Here is a 19,059-nt window from a genome sequence, read left to right on the forward strand (position 1 = left end):
TATCGCCATGGACCTGACTTATACCCCCAAGCAAAACGCCTTCCGCGCCGAAGTACGCGCCTGGCTGGCCGCCAACCTGCCGCGCGAGCCGCTGGCCAGTTACGACACCCGCGAGGGCTTTGAACAGCACCGCGCATGGGAAGCCAAATTGTTCGAAAGCCGCTGGTCAATGGTGATGTGGCCGGCCGAACTGGGCGGTCGTGGCTGCGATCTGATCGAGTGGCTGATCTTCGAGGAAGAGTACTACGGCGCCGGGGCCCCGATGCGCGTCAACCAGAACGGCCAGCTGTTGCTGGGCCCGACCCTGATGGAATTCGGTACCCCGGAGCAGAAGCAGCGCTTCCTGCCGCGCATGGCCGAAAGCCTGGACATGTGGGCGCAAGGCTGGTCGGAGCCCAACGCCGGTTCCGACATGGCCGCGATCACCAGCAAGGCCGTACTCGACGGCGACCATTACGTGATCAACGGGCAGAAAACCTGGTCGACCCGGGCGATCTACGCCGACTGGCTGTTCGGCCTGTTCCGCAGCGAACCGGGATCGACCCGTCACCACGGCCTGTCGTTCGTCATGGTACCGCTGGATACGCCGGGGGTGAGCATTCGCCCGATCAAGGCGCTCAACGGCAAGGACGCCTTCGCCGAAGTGTTTTTCGACGACGTGCGGGTGCCGGTGACCAACCGCATCGGTGCCGAAGGGCAGGGCTGGCACGTGGCGATGGCCACCGCCGGTTTCGAGCGCGGCCTGCTGCTGCGATCGCCCGCGCGCTTCCAGGCCACGGCCCGCAAGCTGGTTGAACTGTACAAGACGCACCGCGCCAGTGCCGATCGCGATCCGGGGCTGCGCGATGCCGTGCTGGACACCTGGATGGGCGCCGAAGCCTATGCGTTGTCGGCCTATTACACCGTAGGCCGCTTGAGCCGGGGCGAACAGATTGGCGCCGAGTCGAGCATCAACAAGATTATTTGGTCGGAGCTGGACTTGAAGATGCACGAGACCGCCATGCGCATCCTCGGTGCGCGCGGCGAACTGGTGACCAAGGGCTCGGATGCCGGTGATGCAGAGGGCTGGCTGGAGGGGTTCCTGTTTGCGCAGTCCGGGCCGATCTATGCCGGCACCAACGAAATCCAGCGCAACATCATCGCCGAGCGGATGCTCGGCTTGCCGAAATAAGGAACCGCCCATGGACTTCACTTTTAACGATGACCAGTTGGCGTTCCGCGAAGCCATCAGCCGTTTCCTGATGACGGAAGCCGCGCCGGAAATGCTCCGGGAAATCTGGGAAACCGACCTCGGGCGTTCCCGTGACCTGCGCGACAAGATCGCTGGCCAGGGCCTGACCGCCCTGTCGGTACCCGAGGCCGAAGGCGGCCTGGGCATGGACGATGTGACCTGGGCGTTGATGACCCAGGAACTGGGTTACTACGCCATTCCCGATTCATTGGCCGATACCGCCTATGTCGCCTGCGGCTTGCTCGCCGCTTTGCCGGCGTTGCATCCGGCGCGCGCCGAGCTGTTGCCGCGGATCGCCGATGGCAGTTTGCGCCTGGCCATCAGTCATCCGGTTAACGGGCTGATCAGCGATGCGCAATTGGCTGAAGTGCTGATCCTCACCGACGGCGATGACATCCATGTGCTGCCACGCTCCGAAGTGGAGGTTGCAAACCACCCGAGCATTGATGCTTCGCGACGCCTGGGCCGGGTGACCTGGACCCCGTCGCCGAGCACCTGCATTGCCAGTGGCGAGCAGGGCCGCGCGTTGCTGGAGCAGGTACTGAACCGAGGCGCGCTGTCGGTGGCCGGGCAATTGCTGGGGCTGGCGCAACGCATGCTCGACTTGTCGGTGGACTACGTGGCCCAGCGCAAGCAGTTCGGCAAGCCGATTGGCAGCTTCCAGGCGGTCAAGCATCACCTGGCCGATGTCGCCCGTTATATCGAACAGGCCAAACCGGTGCTGTACCGCGCCGCGCATGCCTTGGCTCGCGGCGACGTCAACGCCGGTGTCCGGGTTTCGCAAGCGCGGCTGGCGGCGAACGAGGCGAGCTGGATCGCCGCCCGCAAAGGCATCCAGGTGCATGGCGCGATGGGGTACACCTGGGAAGTGGATCTGCAGATGTTCATGAAGCGCGCCTGGGCCCTCGATGCCTCCTGGGGTGATCGCGGCTTCCACAAGACCCGAGTCGGCGACTACCTGTTCGCCGACGCCACCGGCCTGGGGCCGGGGCATACTTTCGAGGAATGACTCATGGCACAAGCCTACATTGTTGATGCACTGCGCAGCCCCACCGGCAAGCGCAAAGGTTCATTGAGCGAGATCCACGCGATCGACCTGGGCGCCCATGTGCTCAAGGCGCTGGTGGAGCGCAACGTCATCCCTGCCGAGGACTACGACGACGTGATTTTCGGTTGCGTCGACACCATTGGCTCCCAGGCCGGCGACATCGCCCGCACCAGTTGGCTGGCGGCCGGTTTGCCGCTGACGGTGCCGGGCACCACAGTGGATCGTCAGTGCGGCTCGTCGCAACAGGCGCTGCACTTCGCCGCGCAAGCGGTGATGAGCGGCACCCAGGACGTGGTCGCGGTGGGCGGGGTGCAGACCATGACCCAGATCCCGATTTCCTCGGCGATGCTGGCCGGTCAGCCGTTGGGGTTTGCCGATCCGTTCTCGGGCAGCGTCGGCTGGCGCGCGCGGTTTGGCCAGCAACCGGTCAACCAGTTCTACGCCGCGCAACGGATTGCCGATCACTGGCAGATCAGCCGCGAGCACATGGAAGCGTTTGCCCTGCAAAGCCACGAACGCGCCTTGGCGGCTATCGCCAGCGGGCGGTTCGCCCGGGAAATCGTCACCTGCCAGGGCCTGGCGGTGGATGAAACCCCGCGCCACAGCAGCCTGGCGAAGATGGCCGAATTGCAGCCGGTGGACCCGCAATTCCCGTCGATCACCGCGGCCGTGTCCAGTCAGACCTGTGATGCCTCGGCGGCGCTGTTGGTGGTGTCGGAGGCGGCGCTCAAACGTTATGACCTGACGCCTCGGGCGCGGATCCATCACCTGACGGTGCTGGGTGACGATCCCATCTGGCACCTGACCGCACCCATTGCCGCCACGCGTAGGGCACTGGCCAAGAGTGGCCTGAGCATGGGCGACATTGACCGGGTCGAGATCAACGAAGCCTTCGCCTCGGTGGTCATGGCGTGGGCCAAGGAGCTGGATTACGACCCGGCGCGCACCAACGTCAACGGCGGTGCGATTGCCCTGGGTCATCCGCTCGGTGCAACCGGCGCACGACTGATGACCACGCTGCTCAACGAACTGGAGTGCAGCGGTGGTCGCTACGGCCTGCAAACCATGTGCGAAGGCGGCGGTCAGGCCAACGTAACGATCATCGAGCGTCTGTAGTTTTTATGCGAGGCCGCCGCTTCGGGCTTGCGGCCTCCCCATCTATTAAGGAGTCAAACATGACGATGTGTGCAGACCGCACCGTGATTATCACCGGGGCCGGCGGCGGCCTCGGTCGCGCCTACGCACTGGCGTTCGCCGCGCAAGGGGCCAATGTGGTGGTCAACGATATTCGCGCCGAGGCCGCAGAGGATGTGGCGGGGGAGATCCGCGCCAACGGTGGTCAGGTGATAGCCAACAGCGACGACATCACGACCCTGGCCACCGCACAGCGCATTGTCGACGCAGCGTTGGCGGCGTTCGGTGAAGTGCATGTACTGATCAACAACGCCGGGATCTTGCGTGACCGTATGTTCATCAGTCTCAGTGAGGAAGACTGGGACATGGTCATGCGCGTCCACCTCAAGGGCCATTACTGCCTGGCCAACATCCTGGGTCGCCGCTGGCGCGACTTGGCCAAGGCCGGCACGCCGGTCGACGCGCGAATCATCAACACCAGCTCAGGCGCCGGCCTGCAAGGCTCGGTGGGGCAGTCGAATTATTCGGCGGCCAAGGGCGGTATCGCGGCGCTCACACTGGTGCAAGCAGCGGAGCTGGCTCGCTACGGCGTCACCGCCAACGCGCTGGCCCCCGCCGCGCGCACCTCGATGACCGAGAGCGCCATGCCGGATGTAGTGAAAAAGCCTGAGGACGGCAGCTTCGACGCCTGGGCCGCCGAAAACGTCGCGCCGCTGGTGGTGTGGTTGGGTAGCCCGTCTTCGGCTCACGTCACTGGCCAGGTGTTCGAAAGCCAGGGTGGGCGGATCTCCCTCGGCGATGGTTGGCGCACGGGTGTTACCCGCGACAAAGGCGCGTTGTGGCAGGTGGAAGAGATCGGCGCGGCCGTCGACGCGATCCTCGCCGAAGCACCGAAGGCGCAGAGAGTCTGGGGAAGCTGAAGGGCCATAAGATCAAAAGATCGCAGCCTGCGGCAGCTCCTACATTGATCGGGTACGCCACGAATATCGTGGACGGACAACAATCCCTGTAGGAACCGCCGAAGGCTGCGATCTTTTGATTTTTACCAACCCATCAAACATCGCCGCGTATCGCCGCCATACCCCATTTTGACGATGCGCCGGCCCAGCCCACTCCGTACAACTGCAGCGTATTGATTTCTTCGGAGGTAGACGCTGTGAAACAAGCCCCCCCTTATGTTCCCGGTCACCAACTGCTGGCCGGCAAGTCGGTGTTGATTACCGCTGCCGCAGGTGCCGGTATCGGTTATTCCGCGGCCCGGCGCAGTGCCGAGGAGGGTTGTCGGGCGTTGATGATTTCCGACGTCCATCCGCGCCGCCTGGAAGAGGCGGTGGAGCGCCTGAAAGCCGAAACCGGCCTGCAGGCGATTTTTGGCCAACTGTGCAATGTCACCGTCGAAGATGAGGTCCAGGCCTTGGTGGCTACAGCCGAAGAAGCGCTGGGCGGGGTCGACGTGTTGATCAACAACGCGGGCCTGGGTGGCCAGAAACGCGTGGTGGATATGAGCGACGAAGAGTGGTTGCGAGTCCTCGACGTGACCCTGACCGGCACCTTCCGCATGACCCGGGCGATGTTGCCGCACATGCAGCGCCGCGGCGCCGGGGCCATCGTCAATAACGCTTCGGTGCTGGGATGGCGGGCGCAGAAAGAGCAGGCCCACTACGCCGCCGCCAAGGCCGGAGTGATGGCGCTGACTCGCTGCAGTGCCCTGGAAGCCGCCGAATTTGGGGTGCGCATCAACGCGGTGTCGCCATCGATTGCCCTGCACGATTTTCTCAAGAAAGCCTCCAGCGAAGAGCTGCTTGCCAGCCTGGCCGGGCGCGAGGCGTTCGGCCGCGCCGCCGAGGTCTGGGAAGTGGCCAACGTGATGATGTTCCTGGCCAGCGACTACGCCTCCTACATGGTCGGCGAAGTGCTGTCCGTCAGTTCGCAACAAGCCTGAGGAGTCATACATGAGCCACGTTTTCAGCAGTGCCGAGGCATTGCTCGCGGCCGAAGGCCTGGACCTTGGCCACACCGAATGGCTGACCATCAGCCAGCAACGCATCAACCTGTTCGCCGAAGCCACGGACGATCACCAGTGGATTCATGTCGACCCGGTGCGCGCCGCCAGTGGCCCGTTCGGCGTGTGCATTGCACACGGCTACCTGACCCAATCCCTGGCGAATCTGTTCATGCCGCAGTTGTTGACCCTCGAAAACATGGCGATGGGGGTCAATTACGGCAGCGACCGGGTGCGCTTTCCGGCGCCGGTCAAGGTCGATTCGCGGGTGCGCGGCAGCGGCCAGATTATCCGCGCCGAGCCACTGGGCGACGCCGTGCAACTGGTGGTGCGCATGACCATGGAAGTCGAGGGCCAGGCGCGCCCTGGCTGCGTGATCGACACCATCAGCCGCTACACCTTCACCCCCATTTCCAAGTGAGTGCCCCATGGACCTGAATGAAGTCGTTATCGTCGCCACTGCCCGTACTGCGCTGGCCAAATCGTTTCGTGGATCGTTCAACGATACCGAAGCCCCGGTGCTGGGCGGCCATGTGGTGCGCGCGGTGGTCGAGCGCGCCGGCATCGAGCCGGCCGATGTCGAGGATGTGATCATGGGCGCGGCGGTGCAGCAAGGCACCCAGGGCTACAACATCGGCCGTCTGTGCGCCTATACCGGTGGTTTGCCTGACAGCGTGCCGGGCATGGCCCTGGATCGGATGTGCGCGTCGGGCCTGATGAGCATCGGTGTGGCGGCCAAAGGCATCATGACCGGTGAGATGAGCATTGCCATCGGCGGCGGCGTGGAGTCCTTGTCGCTGACCCAGACCCAGCACAAGAACAGCTACCGCGCGCAATCCGCAGCCGTGCTGCACGTCATGCCCAGCGCTTACATCCCGATGATTGAAACCGCCGAGATCGTGTCCCGCCGCTACGGCATCAGCCGCGCCGCTCAGGACGAGTACTCGCTGCAGAGCCAGCTGCGCACCGCTGCCGCGCAACGGGACGGCCTGTTCGACGAGGAGATTGTCAGCCTGAGCGTGGACAAGCTGCTGTTCGCCGATGGCCAGCCCAACGGGCATGAACGGGTGGACGTCGTGCGTGACGAGTGCAACCGGCCCACTACGCGCCTGGAAGACCTGGCGGGATTAAAACCGGTGTGGAAGGACGGCAAGTGGATCGAGCAAGGCGAGTTCGTCACCGCCGGCAACGCCTCGCAGTTCTCTGACGGAGCGTCTGCCAGCCTGCTGATGAGTCGTGCCGAGGCCAAGCGTCGTGGCCTGACACCGCTGGGGATCTATCGGGGGATCGCCGTGGGCGGTTGCGCCCCGGAAGAAATGGGCATCGGCCCGGTCATCGCCATTCCCAAGTTGCTCAAGCGCTTTGGCCTGGGCGTGGCGGATATCGGTCTGTGGGAGATCAACGAGGCCTTTGCCTGCCAGGTGCTGCATTGCCGTGATGCGTTGCAGATTCCGCCGGAGCGCCTGAACGTCAACGGTGGTGCGATTGCCATCGGTCATCCATTTGGAATGTCCGGTGCGCGGATGGTCGGCCACGCCTTGCTCGAGGGCCGGCGGCGCGGTGTGCGGTATGTGGTGATTGCCATGTGCATCGGCGGCGGCATGGGCGCCGCCGGCCTGTTCGAGCTGCCGTAAAGCGAGCGGGGTGCTGTCGCACACTGATTAAATCCATGGGGCCCGCAGGTCGGGCTCGCTGCTGGGGAATGGATATGCAAAGTTGTATGCCCAATGCACAGGTCCTGGCGCAAATGGGCCTGGAGTTGGCCGAGTACGAACGGATCATAGGCGACATCTACAATTCAGCGATGAACACCGCGTCCTTGAGCGATTCGTTGCGCGAAATACGCGCGCTGTTCAAGGCTAATTTCGTGACCTTGATTCTGCGGGTCCAGGATGAGCCGCTGTTGTCCCCGATGGTGGTTGCCGGTGATGTCGAGCTGGGGCAGGGCGGCATCAACCATTACGCTTACTACGCCAAATCCACCCTGTTCGACGGTTTGCCCACCGACACCGTGTTCACCATCGATGAGCTGATGAGCGATGCCGAATGGACCCGCTCGGCGTTTTACCTGCTGTACTGCCAACCCTACGATTGTTATCACATGCTGGGTGCCGATATACGCATGCCGGATGGCGGGACCGTGCGTTTTCGGATCAATCGACCACAGGGTCATCCACCTTTCAGTGGCACCGAGCGGGCCATGTGCGCCATGTTGTTGCCCCATTTGCGCCGGGCCTTGCACCTGTATTCTCTGCTCGACCGCAGTGAGTCGCTCGGCAGCCTGTATTCGCAGACGATCAGCCGCCTCGCGGTGGCGACCTTCGTGCTCGATGAAAACGGCTGCGTGGTGCAACTCAACCCTGTGGCTCGGCAAATCCTCGACAGTCAGGACGGCCTCAAAGTGGTTGGCGGTCGTCTTGAGGCCACCTATCCCAGTGACAATCGGGAATTGGCGCGGCTGGTGCGCAATGCCTTCCAGCGTGCCAGGCAAGGCGCCGGTAAAGGCGTGCAAGTGGCCGAGGCGACGTCGATTTCGCGGCCTTCAGGGCAAGTCAGCCTGGGCGTCGTGGTGGAGTTGATTCCATCTCGTGAATTGCTCGAAGGCAACGGTAAACCCACGGTGGTGGTGTATGTGCGCGACGCGGTGAGCAAGTCGCTGGTGAGCACGGTGGTGACGTCGCAGCTGTACAACCTGACCCCGGCGGAAACGGCGCTGGCCCTGGAATTGGCCAACGGCTTGTCGCTTGAGGAAGCCTCGGAAATTTTGAACATCCGGCGCAATACCGCGCGCGCGCACCTGCGTTCGATATTTTCCAAGACGGGCGTGCGGCGCCAGACCGAGCTGGTGCGGATCATGCTCAATAGCGTGGTAGCGCTGGGCTCACCGCTGCCGGCCGGGTCGCGGAGGTGACTGGGAACCCGGGAAAAATGCGTTAGTCCGTGCGGACGATGCTGTCGGTTTCCTTGCCTGTCGATACTGGGCAACCGTTGTCGAACCCATGGAGAATAAAAATGACCGGCAGTAAACAGTCCCCTAGGTGGGCCTTTACGTTGTTATTGGGATGCTGTGCCAGCGACATGGTAAGTGCCGCACCGGAGGACATCCTGCGCCTTGGCAAAGACTTGACCTGCCTGGGCGCGGAAAAGGCTGGCAATGCCGACGGCAGCATTCCAGCGTTCAGCGGCAAGTGGATAGGTGTACCGCCCCATGTTGATTTCAAGGGCACGGGCAACCACCCGGTGGATCCGTACCCGGACGAAAAACCGCTGTTCGTGATTACCGCGCAGAACATCGCGCAATACAGCGACTCCCTGTCCGACGGCCAAAAAGCCTTGTTCAAGCTGTACCCGGCCACCTACAAAATGCCGGTCTATCCCTCGCACAGGGATTTTCGCGTCAACGACTCGGTCTGCCAGGCTACTCGGGAGAACGCCAACACGGCGCGTCTGGTGGATGACGGTGAAGGGGTGGTCGGCAAGACGGGGGGCACACCATTTCCCGTGCCGCGCAGCGGCCTGGAACTGTTGAAAAACGCCTCGGCTTTTACCATCCGGGCCTGGACCGAGGAGTACATTTCCGACAACGCCTATGTGCTCAAGGACGGCAACATCAACTGGGGCCGCGTGCACTCGCGCAACCTGGCGCCAGCGCTGGAGCCAGGCAAGATTGGCGATACCACCGGCAATTCGTCGTTCTATCTCAATGAAACGCTACTGCCGCAACGGGACAAGGGTGAGATCAATACCGGCACCGAGTTCTGGAACGACAAGACCGAACCGCGCCAGGCCTGGCGTTACGATCCGGGCACCCGGCGTGTGCGGCAGTCACCAGGCTATGGTTTCGACATGTCGTTTCCGGGCAGCGGCGGCTCGATCACCGTGGACGAAGTGCGCCTGTTCAACGGTTCCGGCCAGCGCTACGACTGGAAGATCGTCGGCAAGCGTGAGATGTACATTCCTTACAACACCTATCGCCTGCACGACGCCAAACTCAAATACGCCAACCTGTTGACTCCCGGTCATATCAATCCCGATGCCATGCGTTATGAGCGCCACAGGGTCTGGGAGCTGGAAGGCAATCTCAAGCCTGGCTATCGCCATCTGTATGGCAAACGCAAGTTGTACATCGACGAGGACACCTGGTTCCCGATGCTCGCCGACAACTACGACAACCGTGGCGAGCTGTGGCGCACCTCGATGGTCAACTACTTCTACGCCTACGAAAGCCAGGCCCAGCAGGCGGGCGTAGGTGTGTACTACGACCTTAATGCCGGCAGTTACCTGGCGTTCAACCTGATCAACGAACAGCGCAACGGCTATCTGCTGAACAAACCCGGTTTCAGTCCCCGGGACTTCGGCCCGGAAGCGGCTCGCCGCTTCGGTCAGTAAGCATGAAACAGGGTGCCCGCTGTGTCGGGGGCGCCCTTTGAGAAACACTCCCATTTGATCTAGTCCGACTGAACGATGAACTGCGTCTGCGACTACACAATGATGTCCGGCATGGGATCACCCTGTATTTCTTGGGGGCATTGGCTGCCCCGAAGTCAGCATTCGAGGAACAAGAACAATGACGAAACTTGCTGAAATCAACATAGAGAATGCCCAGCGTACCCACCGTTACGCACGCGGCTGGCACTGCCTGGGCAATGTAAACGATTACCGTGATGGCAAGCCCCATACTCTGGAAATCTTTGGCACCCGCCTGGTGGCATTTGCCGATAGCCAGGGCGCCATCAGCATTCTGGATGCCTACTGCCCGCACATGGGCGCCGATCTGTCTCAGGGTACCGTCGAGAATGACAAACTGGTGTGCCCATTCCACCACTGGAAATACGACACCGGCGGCAAATGCGTGGAGATCCCTTACTGCAAGCGCATTCCACCCAAGGCCAAGACGCGCAGCTGGCTGACCTGCGAGGAAAACAACCTGCTGTTCGTCTGGAACAACCCCGAAGGCCGTCCGCCAAAAGAAGGCGTGGTCATTCCGCACTTACCCGAGATGGATGATCCCGACTGGATTCATGACTGGAACATCGACACCATGCTGATTGAGACCAACCCACGGGAGTTGGTCGATAACCTGGTGGACGCCCAGCACTTCGGGCCGGTGCACGGCACGCCGACCAAGTATTTCGCCAACATTTTCGAAGGGCATATCGGCCATCAGATTTTCCATGGCGACTCCGAGCGCTTGGGCGGCGACTTGATCGCGCCATCGGCCTACTACGGGCCAGCCACTCACTTCACGCATATCAGCTCGATGTTCGGCGATGCGCGGATCCACGCCATTTTGCTCAACAGCCACGTGCCGGTGACGCCAAACAGTTTCGACCTGCGCTTTGGGTGCATGGTCAAGCGGGTTCCTGGCTGGACCGAGGAGCAGAACCAGGAAGTCGCCAGGGCCTATGTCCAAGGCAACCGCGATTCGTTCTACCAGGACGTGGTGATCTGGAAGCACAAAATCCGTATCGACAAGCCGGTGCTGGCAGAAACCGACGGCCCGGTTTATCAGTTGCGTGAGTGGTATGAGCAGTTCTTCACCAATGAGGATGACGTGCCTGCTTCCATGGCGCAGCGTCGCGAATTCATTACGGTCGACGAGCGCTGATAGAGGAGCAGGCCGCCTTCGAGAAGCAAGCGATGTCTCTCGAAGGCGGCATCCCCAGGGGCACTGCCGCCCTTGAGCCATGGTCATGATTCAGGTCCGTTTGAAGGCAATGAGGGAATGCACAATGAAAATAAAAAATGCCTATACCTTTCCTTTGTTAGTACTGACTCTTCTGGTGTTGGTCGTACAGGTTTCGGTGCCGCCGGAATCGGCCAGCGTCAAGGCGTGCAAGCGTTACGCGAGCTGTCTCACGATGAGTTCGGCTGGTTCGAATTGGCTGGGTTTCCGCTAGGGATGTTCTGGCGAGCCCATTCGGTTTGTAGCCGGGCTGGTGTCCTCTTACTCGCCACTACCGCGCTAAAGCGGCTATCACCATGAGTGCGAGAAAACAAACCAACTGTACGAAAAAAAACGCGAATCGAACCGCCACGAACGCATCGGTTTGCACATGGGCTACGTGGACCAGGGACTGGCACACGCGAGCGATCAGGATGATTATGGACAAGTAGTTCACTGCAGGGCCGTCGATACCAAGGGCGGTAATCACGAACACGATGACGCCAAAAACCGGCAGATTTTCCACACAGTTGGCGTGTGCTCTTGTCCCGCGCCGGTACCAATCCTCGCCTTCGAGCCGATCGCTTCGGAAAGAAGCAATCGGCACATTCGAAAACAGGATTCTGACCCAGCGATACACCCCGACGGTGGCCATCAACAACAGTAATGTCCAGGTTGAAAATCCAAGCAGCATCCACATCGGAATGGTCATGGCCGCCATCCTCAAATCAAGCATTTCCAGCACGTTATCTCGCCGTAGTACGACCGACGCGCGGTCGGTCGCCCCCTACCGATCAATTGCTCATGATGGGTGCCAGTGCGGTCTGAATCCTGGACATCTGTGCGGGCGTTGTCATGCGCGTCAGCAGCCGGCCAAAATGTGGATGCTGCACACCCGAGATAATGTATTGCCAGCGGTAGGCGCTCAGCACGCAGGCCTTGATTTGCGCTGTCTCATCGACACTGAACGACCGTGAAGCATTGCGAATGAAGTAGTCTGCATCGGATGCTGATTGTGCCTGCAGGAGGGCGTCGACGGCCGCCACCAGCGCAATCAGATCGTTCACGGCCTGGTCACGCTCGGCTGGCGAGCGTTTCGCGTGCTCCGCCTTCCATTCCAGTTCATCGAGTACGACGTGCCGGCTTTCATCCTTCCAGTGAAATTTGAAGACATCCTTGAACAGTGGGCACAGCTCCTCGTGCGGGGCGATGCTTTGCACGTAGTGCGTCTGAACAAACAGCTCGATGTGGCAGGTCAGCGCCAGTACCGACCAGGTGCTGGACGCCAGCACTGCGCGCGCCACTTCGTTGGGATCGGCGACTTGCTGATATCCCGCGGGCAATTGAGCACCCATCATCGTTTCGATGCGTCGGAACAGCTCCTGATGCTTGATCTCGTCGTTGGAAAATCGCACCAACGCTTCGAGTGCGAGCTGATCGTCAAACACATGGGCCCGACCTTGATCGAGCATTTTGGCACTGATAAAACGCTCGACCAGGCCAAAGAGATACGCATAGGTTCGGCCCTGAATCTGGCTCAGCAGGCGCGCGTCGTCCGGGGCGAGAAAGGTCAGGCGGTCGATGCGCGACAGTCCGTCGGGCAAGAATTTTCGCGAGAAGTCGAAGCGACGGTCCTGTAGCAAATCGCGATCGATCTGCCATTCTGCTTTCTTCGATGATCTGACGATTTGAGCATAACGGGCGACGTTGCCCGAATCCGGGCTGGGGAGGGTAGCGGCGCTGTTCATAGTGATCTCCGGCTTCCGTGGTCGAGTAGGAATGGGCCAATGGCGGCTAACGCGGGAGTCAATGAGCATCGGTGAAGGTCTCGATCACTGAGTCCACGTTGGTGCTAATCTAGGCCTCGCCGTTCAGGCGTTGAATGACCAGTGCGCCTGATTACATGCTCGGGACTCCGGAAAGGAGGGCTGGCCATTGTTGGATGCGCTTTCTGATGTCTTGCGTGTGATTCGGCTGTCTGGAGGGGTCTTCCTCGAGGCGGAGTTCACCGCGCCCTGGTGCGTCAGCGGAAGAATCTCGGCAGACGATTGCAAACCGTTCCTGGCGGCACCCAGGCATATCATTGCGTCGCATTTTGTCGCAGCGGGGCACATGCAGTTGCGCATCGACGACGGCGCCACCCTCGACGTACGGGCAGGCGAACTCATCCTGCTGCCTCGCAATGACGTTCATACGTTTGGCAGCGATCTAAGCGTTGCGCCCATGTTGGCGCGCGAAGTCATTCAGCCGCCGGAAGTCGGCGGCATCTCACGAATCAAGTACGGCGGGGGCGGCGAGGCCACCCAGTTATTGTGCGGATTCCTCGGCTCTGAAACACCGTTCAGTCCGTTGCTTTCGTCGCTGCCATCCTTATTGAAGTTAGATATGCGCGCGACGGCCTCGGGAGCCTGGATTGAAAGCTCATTCCGTTTCGCTGTCAGTGAGATCGCGGCGGGGCGCGTCGGCTCGACAACGGTCATCGCCAAGCTGTCCGAATTGCTGTTCGTCGAAGCCGTCAGCCAGTATGTCGCGAACCTCCCCACTGAGCAGCGCGGGTGGCTGGCGGGTTTGCGAGATCCGCCTATCGGGCGGGCACTGGCGCTGCTCCATGCTCGTCCAACCGAGGGCTGGACGGCAGAAGCGCTGGCGCTCGAAGTGGGCATGTCGCGCTCAGTGTTTGCGGAGCGATTCACGACAGTGGTTGGACAGCCACCGATGCAATACCTGACGCTCTGGCGTATGCATGTGGCGGCTCAACACCTGCGCGAAGGTCGCGGTAATGTGGCGCAAATCGGCTTTGCAGTTGGCTATGAATCCGAAGCGGCGTTCAGTCGCGCCTTCAAGCGCCAGTTCGGCACATCCCCCGGCACTTGGCGTAGACAATCGGGCCCAGCGTCAGTCCCGGTCAGTGACCAATGAGCGAAGCACCCTCCGTTGAACGCCCTTGATCAGTGCCTCCGTGCTCAACTCATTGCCGAGTGGTCCCAGCACCGTTCCATTGAGCATGGTTCGCACGGCTGACACCGCGATGTTCAAGTCATCGACCTGGAAACGTCCACCCACCACGCCCAACGAAATAACGTCTTTCAAAAGTTGCGCCTGTTTGGCGCGCAAGCCTCCTGTTTTTCGTTCGTTGGGCGGTCTCCGGCGGCGTAAACCCATCGCAGGATGATGTGGATTGTTCAAAAACAACCCATCAGTGGGAATGGCGTGGATCGCCACTGCGCGCGATGACTCGCAGGTGCAAGGTCGCGGGCTCCAGGCAACCGCCGGTGGAGAGCTGGCCGACCTGCTGGCGATAGAGTTCCTGCCAGGGGGTTTGCGACGCCGGAATGGAGGGTTTGAACGCCGCCTGACGACGTGCCATTTCGCTTTCATCCACCAGCAGATCGACTCGGCGAGCATTGAGATCGACGCGAAGACGATCGTTGGTCTCCAGCAATCCAATTCCACCGCCAACGGCGGCTTCAGGGGACATGTTGAGAATCGACGGACTGGCCGAAGTACCGCTTTGACGCCCATCACCCAGGCAGGGAAGGGAATCGATGCCGCGTTTGATCAGCGCTGCGGGGGGCGCCATATTGACCACCTCGGCACTGCCCGGGTAACCCACGGTACCGCAGCCCCGAATGACCAGAATGCAGCGCTCGTCGATGTCCAGCGCGGGGTCATTGATGCGGGCCTGATAGTCCTCAGGGCCTTCGAAAACGATGGCCCTGGCCTCGAAACTGTTTTCCGCGCCGGGTTCTGACAGATAGGTTTTGCGGAACGCTTCGCCCACCACAGACATTTTCATGATGGCGCTGTCGAAGAAATTACCGCTTAACACGATGAACCCGGCTCGCTGAATCAAAGGGTCTTCATACGCGTGGATCACATCGGTATCGCTGGCAGCCGCAGTGCCAACGATCTCGCCAATGGTCTTGCCCGAGACTGTGTTGCAGTTTTGATGCAGTCGCCCGGCTTTCTGCAGTTCGTGCATGACGGCCGGCACACCGCCCGCGCGGTGAAATCCTTCACCGAGGTATTTGCCCGCTGGCATGCAGTTAACCAGCAGCGGCACGTCTTCACCGATGCGTTGCCAGTCTTCCAGACTCAAATCGATTCCGGTGTGTCGCGCGATAGCGATGAGATGTGGCGGGCAATTGGTCGAGGCGCCCAGAGCCGACGCCACGGCAATGGCATTCTCAAAGGCTTCGCGGGTCATGATTTGCGATGGGCGAATATCCTGGCGAACCATGTCGACGATGCGCTTGCCAGTGGCATAGGCCATCTGACCGCGTTCACGATAGGCGGCCGGAATGCTCGCGCAGCCGGGCAGGGACATGCCCAGCGCTTCGGCAAGCGCGTTCATCGACAGCGCGGTGCCCATGGTGTTGCAGTGACCAATCGAAGGCGAGGCCGCCGTGGTCATCTCCATGAACCCTTCGTAATCGATCTCACCGCTGGCGAGCAAGTTACGCGCATGCCACAGCACCGTGCCGGAGCCAATCAACTTGCCCTTGTGGTGTCCATCCAGCATCGGCCCACCCGACAGTACGATGGCCGGAATATCCACCGTCGCCGCCGCCATCAGGCAGGCGGGGGTGGTTTTGTCGCAGCCGGTGGTCAGCACCACACCATCCAGCGGGTATCCGTGAAGAATTTCCACCAGCCCCAGGTAAGCCAGGTTGCGATCCAGCGCGGCAGTGGGACGCCGGGTCTGTTCGGCCATCGGGTGCACGGGGAACTCCATGGGAATGCCCCCTGCATCGCGAATGCCCGCTTTGGTGCGCTGCGACAGTTCGAGGTGATGACGGTTGCACGGGGCGAGGTCGCTCCCGGTTTGCGCGATACCGATGATCGGGCGGCCGGATTGCAACTCCTCACGCGTCATGCCGTAGTTCATGAAGCGTTCTACGTAGAGCGCGGTCATGTCCGCATGGCTTGGATCGTCAAACCATTGTTGACTTCGCAGGGGCAGAGGAGTGTTTTCAGGCATCGGTTTTATCTCTTGTTAGAGGGGTATCAACGGGAATTTGAACAACGGCAAATGACTCGACAGAAGAACAACTGCAGCGCATCTGGCGACATTCCTTGATCAGATGTTACCGGTAACAATTATTTTGTAAAGGCCCAGGATCGTATTCGAATGGCGGTAAAGCCGCCCTGAAAGGAGCAGAGGTATGCCTGATTGCGCGCATGTATAATCAGCAACCATCAGTATCGGCTGCGGTGTTTTGATGGTCCGCACGGTCATTTTTTCAGGAAAACAGGACGTCCATGAGTCACGAGGATTTAGGCAGGATCACCACGCCGCCGCGTATGGCCGACGTCGCCAAACTGGCAGGCGTTTCGAAGATGACGGTTTCCCGGGTCTTGGCCGGTCGCGATGTTTCAGAACGCACGCAAAAACTTGTCCTCGCGGCGATTGAAACCCTTGGGTATCTGCCTGATGCCTCTGCTGGAACCCTGTCGACCGGACGCTCGGAGTTTATCGTGGCGCTGGTGCCGTCATTGGCGAGTTCGAACTTTGCCGACACCGTGCGCGGCCTGAATGATGCCGTGAGCGAACATGGCTTGTGTCTGCTATTGGGTGACACGGATTACCACCTGGAGCAGGAGGCATTGCTGGTACGCACCTTGCTGCGCCATCGGCCAGTAGGCGTGATGCTGACAGGCAGCGCGCATTTGGACGAAACCCGTAAGCTCCTGCGCCAGGCGCAAGTTCCGGTTGTTGAGACCTGGGATATTCCAACGGACCCTATTGAGCAATCCGTTGGGTTTTGTAACGTATCGGCCGCTGCCGCGTTGTACGAGCACCTGCATCAGCAAGGCTATCGGCGAATTGGCTACATCGGTGGCGCGTCGGTTCTCGACCACCGGGGGCAGCAACGCCAGCAGGGTTACCTTCAGGCATTCGCAGCGTTGGGGGCAGGGGAGCCCAGGGTGATGGAGTATGGCGAATCACCCATCACGATGAGTCATGGCGGAGAGTCCGTGAAGCGGCTGCTGGAAAAGTGGCCGGATACGGAAGCGGTGATGTGCGTGAGTGACCTGTCGGCGTTCGGCGCAATCATGGAGTGCCATCGACAGGGTCGACGTGTACCCGGGGACGTTGCGATCGCAGGCTTCGGTGATTTCGAAGTATCACGGTATTGCACTCCGACCATTACCACCGTCTCAGTCGATCCTTATGGAATAGGCCGCCGTGCAGGCCAATTGCTGGTCGCCAGTGCCGCTGCGCAGCGGCTTGGACTGCCACGTCCTCGTGAGCGTGACGTCGTCGAATTCAAAATCCTGGCGCGTGAAAGCACCTGAAAGTTTTTAATCGAGCCTGCTTGCTTTGCTCTGAAGCTAATTGCTAAATTAAAAATGTTACCGGTAACACGCAACTTGCAGAGGCCTTTTATCCTTGCGGATTGCCCCAGGTCAGTCCGAGGAACTCAGGTCGCAAGCCAAAACAAAAACAATCGGCATGACAACATGCCTTGAGGTCAACACATGGAATCAGTATCTCAGCGTCCTCTCGAAGGAGAGGGCTCGGCGGAGCTTACCTTCGAGGATCGTACCTACCGAAAGGTCATCCTGCGTATTCTGCCGATCCTGCTGTTTTGCTACATGGCCGCGTACCTGGATCGGGTCAATATCGGCTTTGCCAAGCTGGATATGCTCAACGATCTGCAATTTAGCAACACCGTCTACGCGCTCGGTGCGAGCATTTTCTTCTGGGGCTATTTCCTGTTCGAAGTGCCTAGCAACCTGTTCCTCCATCGCTTCGGCGCGCGCCTCTGGATCGCTCGCATCATGGTCTCCTGGAGCATTGTCTCCATTGCAGTGGCGTTTACCGTGCCGCTGGCAAGGCTCCTCCACATTGAATCGGAGACCATGTTCTACGTGCTGCGCTTCCTGCTGGGGATCTGCGAAGCCGGGTTTTTCCCTGGCGTGATTCTCTACCTCAACTACTGGTTTCCCACCCACCGTCAGAGCCGGGTCATGGCGGGCTTTCTGATGGCCATGCCGATCAGCCTGACGCTCGGCGGGATTCTGTCGGGTTGGTTGATGGGCGCTATGCAAGGTGTGAAGGGCATGGCCGGATGGCAGTGGATGCTGATCATCGAAGGCATCCCGTCGTTGATCATGGCCGTGGTGGTGGTGACGTTGCTGGTCGATAACATCGACAAGGCCAAATGGCTGTCCACCGCAGAAAAGAACATGCTCAAAAACAACCTCAACCGGGAAAACACGAAAAAGGCATCGAGCCTTCGAGAGGTGATCTTCAATGGGCGAGTGTGGTTGTTGGTGTTGATCCTGCTGACCTTCAACACCGGTTTTTACGGTCTGGCATTCTGGATGCCGACGATCATCAAGGCCACGGGCGTTTCCAATACCCTGCATATCGGTTTGCTGACGGCCATCCCATACGCCACCGCCATTGTGGCCATGACCCTCAACGCCTGGCATTCCAACAAAACCGGCGAGCGTCGACTGCATGCGGCTATTCCCGCTTTCATCGGTGGGGTCGGGTTGATTTGTAGCGCGATTTTTGCCCATAACCTGCCGGTGTCTATTTTCTTCCTCAGCGTATCCGCCTCAGGTTTGCTGAGCCTGATGCCGATTTTCTGGACATTGCCAGGCACGGTATTGTCCGGTGTGGCAGCAGCGGCGGGTATTGGCATGATCAACGCAATTGGCAATCTCTCGGGATTTACCGGTTCGATGATTACGGCCACGGCAGAGACACTGACAGGCGACATGAACAACGGCACCTATGTCCTCGGTGGTTGCTTGCTCGTTAGCTGCGTGCTGATTCTGCTGATCCCGAAGACGATGCTTTCAACAGACAAGGCATAACCTGTCGACTAATAGGCAAAGCCCCTATGCACGGGTGAATGTCGAGATCAGACGTGAAGGTGGCGCGCTCAGGCTACTTTCGTTACGGGTGAGACGCGTAAGGTGGCGCGTCATTCCCTGACAGTGAGCCGTTGTGAAGCCTGCTG

At 60.4% G+C, this 19,059-nt stretch carries 17 protein-coding genes; 13 read left to right on the plus strand and 4 right to left on the minus strand.

Translation table 11 applies throughout. The features are described from left to right. The first annotated feature begins 7 nt into the window (after window positions 1-7). The 10 genes from ACIPL2_RS01670 (at window position 8) to ACIPL2_RS01715 (ending at window position 11,023) form a co-directional block, all read left to right on the plus strand. Window positions 8-1,171 (plus strand): acyl-CoA dehydrogenase family protein, encoded by a 1,164-nt coding sequence (locus ACIPL2_RS01670; RefSeq protein WP_401352381.1) that lies wholly within the window; start codon window positions 8-10, stop codon window positions 1,169-1,171. A gap of 10 nt (window positions 1,172-1,181) precedes the next feature. Beyond that, a complete protein-coding gene (locus ACIPL2_RS01675) occupies window positions 1,182-2,240 on the plus strand; it encodes an acyl-CoA dehydrogenase family protein (protein WP_401352384.1) in 1,059 nt (352 codons plus the stop codon). A 3-nt stretch (window positions 2,241-2,243) separates the two neighbouring features. Further along, the gene (locus tag ACIPL2_RS01680; protein WP_401352386.1) at window positions 2,244-3,395 is read left to right on the plus strand and encodes an acetyl-CoA C-acetyltransferase; all 1,152 of its coding nucleotides are present in this window, start codon (window positions 2,244-2,246) and stop codon (window positions 3,393-3,395) included. A 59-nt stretch (window positions 3,396-3,454) separates the two neighbouring features. Next, complete coding sequence (locus ACIPL2_RS01685; RefSeq protein ID WP_401352389.1) at window positions 3,455-4,333, plus strand: SDR family oxidoreductase; 879 nt, start codon at window positions 3,455-3,457, stop codon at window positions 4,331-4,333. A gap of 236 nt (window positions 4,334-4,569) precedes the next feature. After that, on the plus strand, window positions 4,570-5,355 hold the full coding sequence (locus ACIPL2_RS01690; RefSeq protein ID WP_401352392.1) for an SDR family oxidoreductase: 786 nt from the start codon (window positions 4,570-4,572) through the stop codon (window positions 5,353-5,355). 10 nt (window positions 5,356-5,365) lie between these two features. Further along, a complete protein-coding gene (locus tag ACIPL2_RS01695) occupies window positions 5,366-5,836 on the plus strand; it encodes a MaoC family dehydratase (RefSeq protein ID WP_401352395.1) in 471 nt (156 codons plus the stop codon). 7 nt (window positions 5,837-5,843) lie between these two features. Beyond that, window positions 5,844-7,049 carry an acetyl-CoA C-acyltransferase gene (locus ACIPL2_RS01700; RefSeq protein WP_401352398.1) on the plus strand — a complete coding sequence of 402 codons (1,206 nt, stop codon included), beginning with the start codon at window positions 5,844-5,846 and terminating at the stop codon, window positions 7,047-7,049. A 74-nt stretch (window positions 7,050-7,123) separates the two neighbouring features. Next, window positions 7,124-8,326, plus strand: coding sequence for a helix-turn-helix transcriptional regulator (locus ACIPL2_RS01705; protein WP_401352401.1), 1,203 nt, complete (start codon window positions 7,124-7,126; stop codon window positions 8,324-8,326). Window positions 8,327-8,427: 101 nt separating this feature from the next. Continuing rightward, on the plus strand, window positions 8,428-9,804 hold the full coding sequence (locus ACIPL2_RS01710; RefSeq protein ID WP_401352404.1) for a DUF1329 domain-containing protein: 1,377 nt from the start codon (window positions 8,428-8,430) through the stop codon (window positions 9,802-9,804). A 178-nt stretch (window positions 9,805-9,982) separates the two neighbouring features. Further along, window positions 9,983-11,023 (plus strand): Rieske 2Fe-2S domain-containing protein, encoded by a 1,041-nt coding sequence (locus ACIPL2_RS01715; RefSeq protein WP_401352406.1) that lies wholly within the window; start codon window positions 9,983-9,985, stop codon window positions 11,021-11,023. 349 nt (window positions 11,024-11,372) lie between these two features. Here ACIPL2_RS01715 and ACIPL2_RS01720 read toward each other — a convergent pair whose 3' ends face one another. Next, window positions 11,373-11,792 (minus strand): MAPEG family protein, encoded by a 420-nt coding sequence (locus tag ACIPL2_RS01720; RefSeq protein ID WP_401352409.1) that lies wholly within the window; start codon window positions 11,790-11,792, stop codon window positions 11,373-11,375. An 82-nt stretch (window positions 11,793-11,874) separates the two neighbouring features. After that, window positions 11,875-12,828: a diiron oxygenase gene (locus ACIPL2_RS01725; protein ID WP_401353330.1), complete on the minus strand. Its 954-nt coding sequence runs from the start codon at window positions 12,826-12,828 to the stop codon at window positions 11,875-11,877. A gap of 187 nt (window positions 12,829-13,015) precedes the next feature. Between ACIPL2_RS01725 and ACIPL2_RS01730 the strand changes: the two genes are divergently transcribed. Further along, on the plus strand, window positions 13,016-13,999 hold the full coding sequence (locus tag ACIPL2_RS01730) for an AraC family transcriptional regulator (protein WP_401352411.1): 984 nt from the start codon (window positions 13,016-13,018) through the stop codon (window positions 13,997-13,999). Here the strand turns inward: ACIPL2_RS01730 and ACIPL2_RS01735 are convergent. Further along, entirely contained in the window at window positions 13,976-14,170 is a 195-nt protein-coding gene (locus ACIPL2_RS01735; RefSeq protein ID WP_401352414.1) for a hypothetical protein, read from the minus strand. The two genes, ACIPL2_RS01730 and ACIPL2_RS01735, sit on opposite strands and share 24 nt — an antisense overlap. Before the next feature lie 106 nt (window positions 14,171-14,276). After that, window positions 14,277-16,061 (minus strand): IlvD/Edd family dehydratase, encoded by a 1,785-nt coding sequence (locus tag ACIPL2_RS01740; RefSeq protein ID WP_401352416.1) that lies wholly within the window; start codon window positions 16,059-16,061, stop codon window positions 14,277-14,279. Window positions 16,062-16,342: 281 nt separating this feature from the next. Between ACIPL2_RS01740 and ACIPL2_RS01745 the strand changes: the two genes are divergently transcribed. Both ACIPL2_RS01745 and ACIPL2_RS01750 read left to right on the plus strand, forming a co-directional pair. After that, window positions 16,343-17,380 (plus strand): LacI family DNA-binding transcriptional regulator, encoded by a 1,038-nt coding sequence (locus ACIPL2_RS01745; protein ID WP_401352419.1) that lies wholly within the window; start codon window positions 16,343-16,345, stop codon window positions 17,378-17,380. Between the two features lie 183 nt (window positions 17,381-17,563). Next, complete coding sequence (locus tag ACIPL2_RS01750) at window positions 17,564-18,913, plus strand: MFS transporter (RefSeq protein WP_401352421.1); 1,350 nt, start codon at window positions 17,564-17,566, stop codon at window positions 18,911-18,913. Window positions 18,914-19,059: the final 146 nt, after the last annotated feature.

The sequence above is a fragment of the Pseudomonas sp. NPDC086251 genome (assembly GCF_044746405.1).
Classification (GTDB): Bacteria; Pseudomonadota; Gammaproteobacteria; order Pseudomonadales; family Pseudomonadaceae; genus Aquipseudomonas.

Coding starts and splice junctions, on each gene's coding strand:
- ACIPL2_RS01675 (WP_401352384.1), top strand. CDS start 1,182: ATGGACTTCACTTTTAACGATGACCAGTTGGCGTTCCGCGAAGCCATC.
- ACIPL2_RS01670 (WP_401352381.1), top strand. CDS start 8: ATGGACCTGACTTATACCCCCAAGCAAAACGCCTTCCGCGCCGAAGTA.
- ACIPL2_RS01745 (WP_401352419.1), top strand. CDS start 16,343: ATGAGTCACGAGGATTTAGGCAGGATCACCACGCCGCCGCGTATGGCC.
- ACIPL2_RS01715 (WP_401352406.1), top strand. CDS start 9,983: ATGACGAAACTTGCTGAAATCAACATAGAGAATGCCCAGCGTACCCAC.
- ACIPL2_RS01720 (WP_401352409.1), bottom strand. CDS start 11,792: ATGACCATTCCGATGTGGATGCTGCTTGGATTTTCAACCTGGACATTA.
- ACIPL2_RS01705 (WP_401352401.1), top strand. CDS start 7,124: ATGCAAAGTTGTATGCCCAATGCACAGGTCCTGGCGCAAATGGGCCTG.
- ACIPL2_RS01695 (WP_401352395.1), top strand. CDS start 5,366: ATGAGCCACGTTTTCAGCAGTGCCGAGGCATTGCTCGCGGCCGAAGGC.
- ACIPL2_RS01740 (WP_401352416.1), bottom strand. CDS start 16,061: ATGCCTGAAAACACTCCTCTGCCCCTGCGAAGTCAACAATGGTTTGAC.
- ACIPL2_RS01725 (WP_401353330.1), bottom strand. CDS start 12,828: ATGAACAGCGCCGCTACCCTCCCCAGCCCGGATTCGGGCAACGTCGCC.
- ACIPL2_RS01700 (WP_401352398.1), top strand. CDS start 5,844: ATGGACCTGAATGAAGTCGTTATCGTCGCCACTGCCCGTACTGCGCTG.
- ACIPL2_RS01750 (WP_401352421.1), top strand. CDS start 17,564: ATGGAATCAGTATCTCAGCGTCCTCTCGAAGGAGAGGGCTCGGCGGAG.
- ACIPL2_RS01685 (WP_401352389.1), top strand. CDS start 3,455: ATGACGATGTGTGCAGACCGCACCGTGATTATCACCGGGGCCGGCGGC.
- ACIPL2_RS01680 (WP_401352386.1), top strand. CDS start 2,244: ATGGCACAAGCCTACATTGTTGATGCACTGCGCAGCCCCACCGGCAAG.
- ACIPL2_RS01710 (WP_401352404.1), top strand. CDS start 8,428: ATGACCGGCAGTAAACAGTCCCCTAGGTGGGCCTTTACGTTGTTATTG.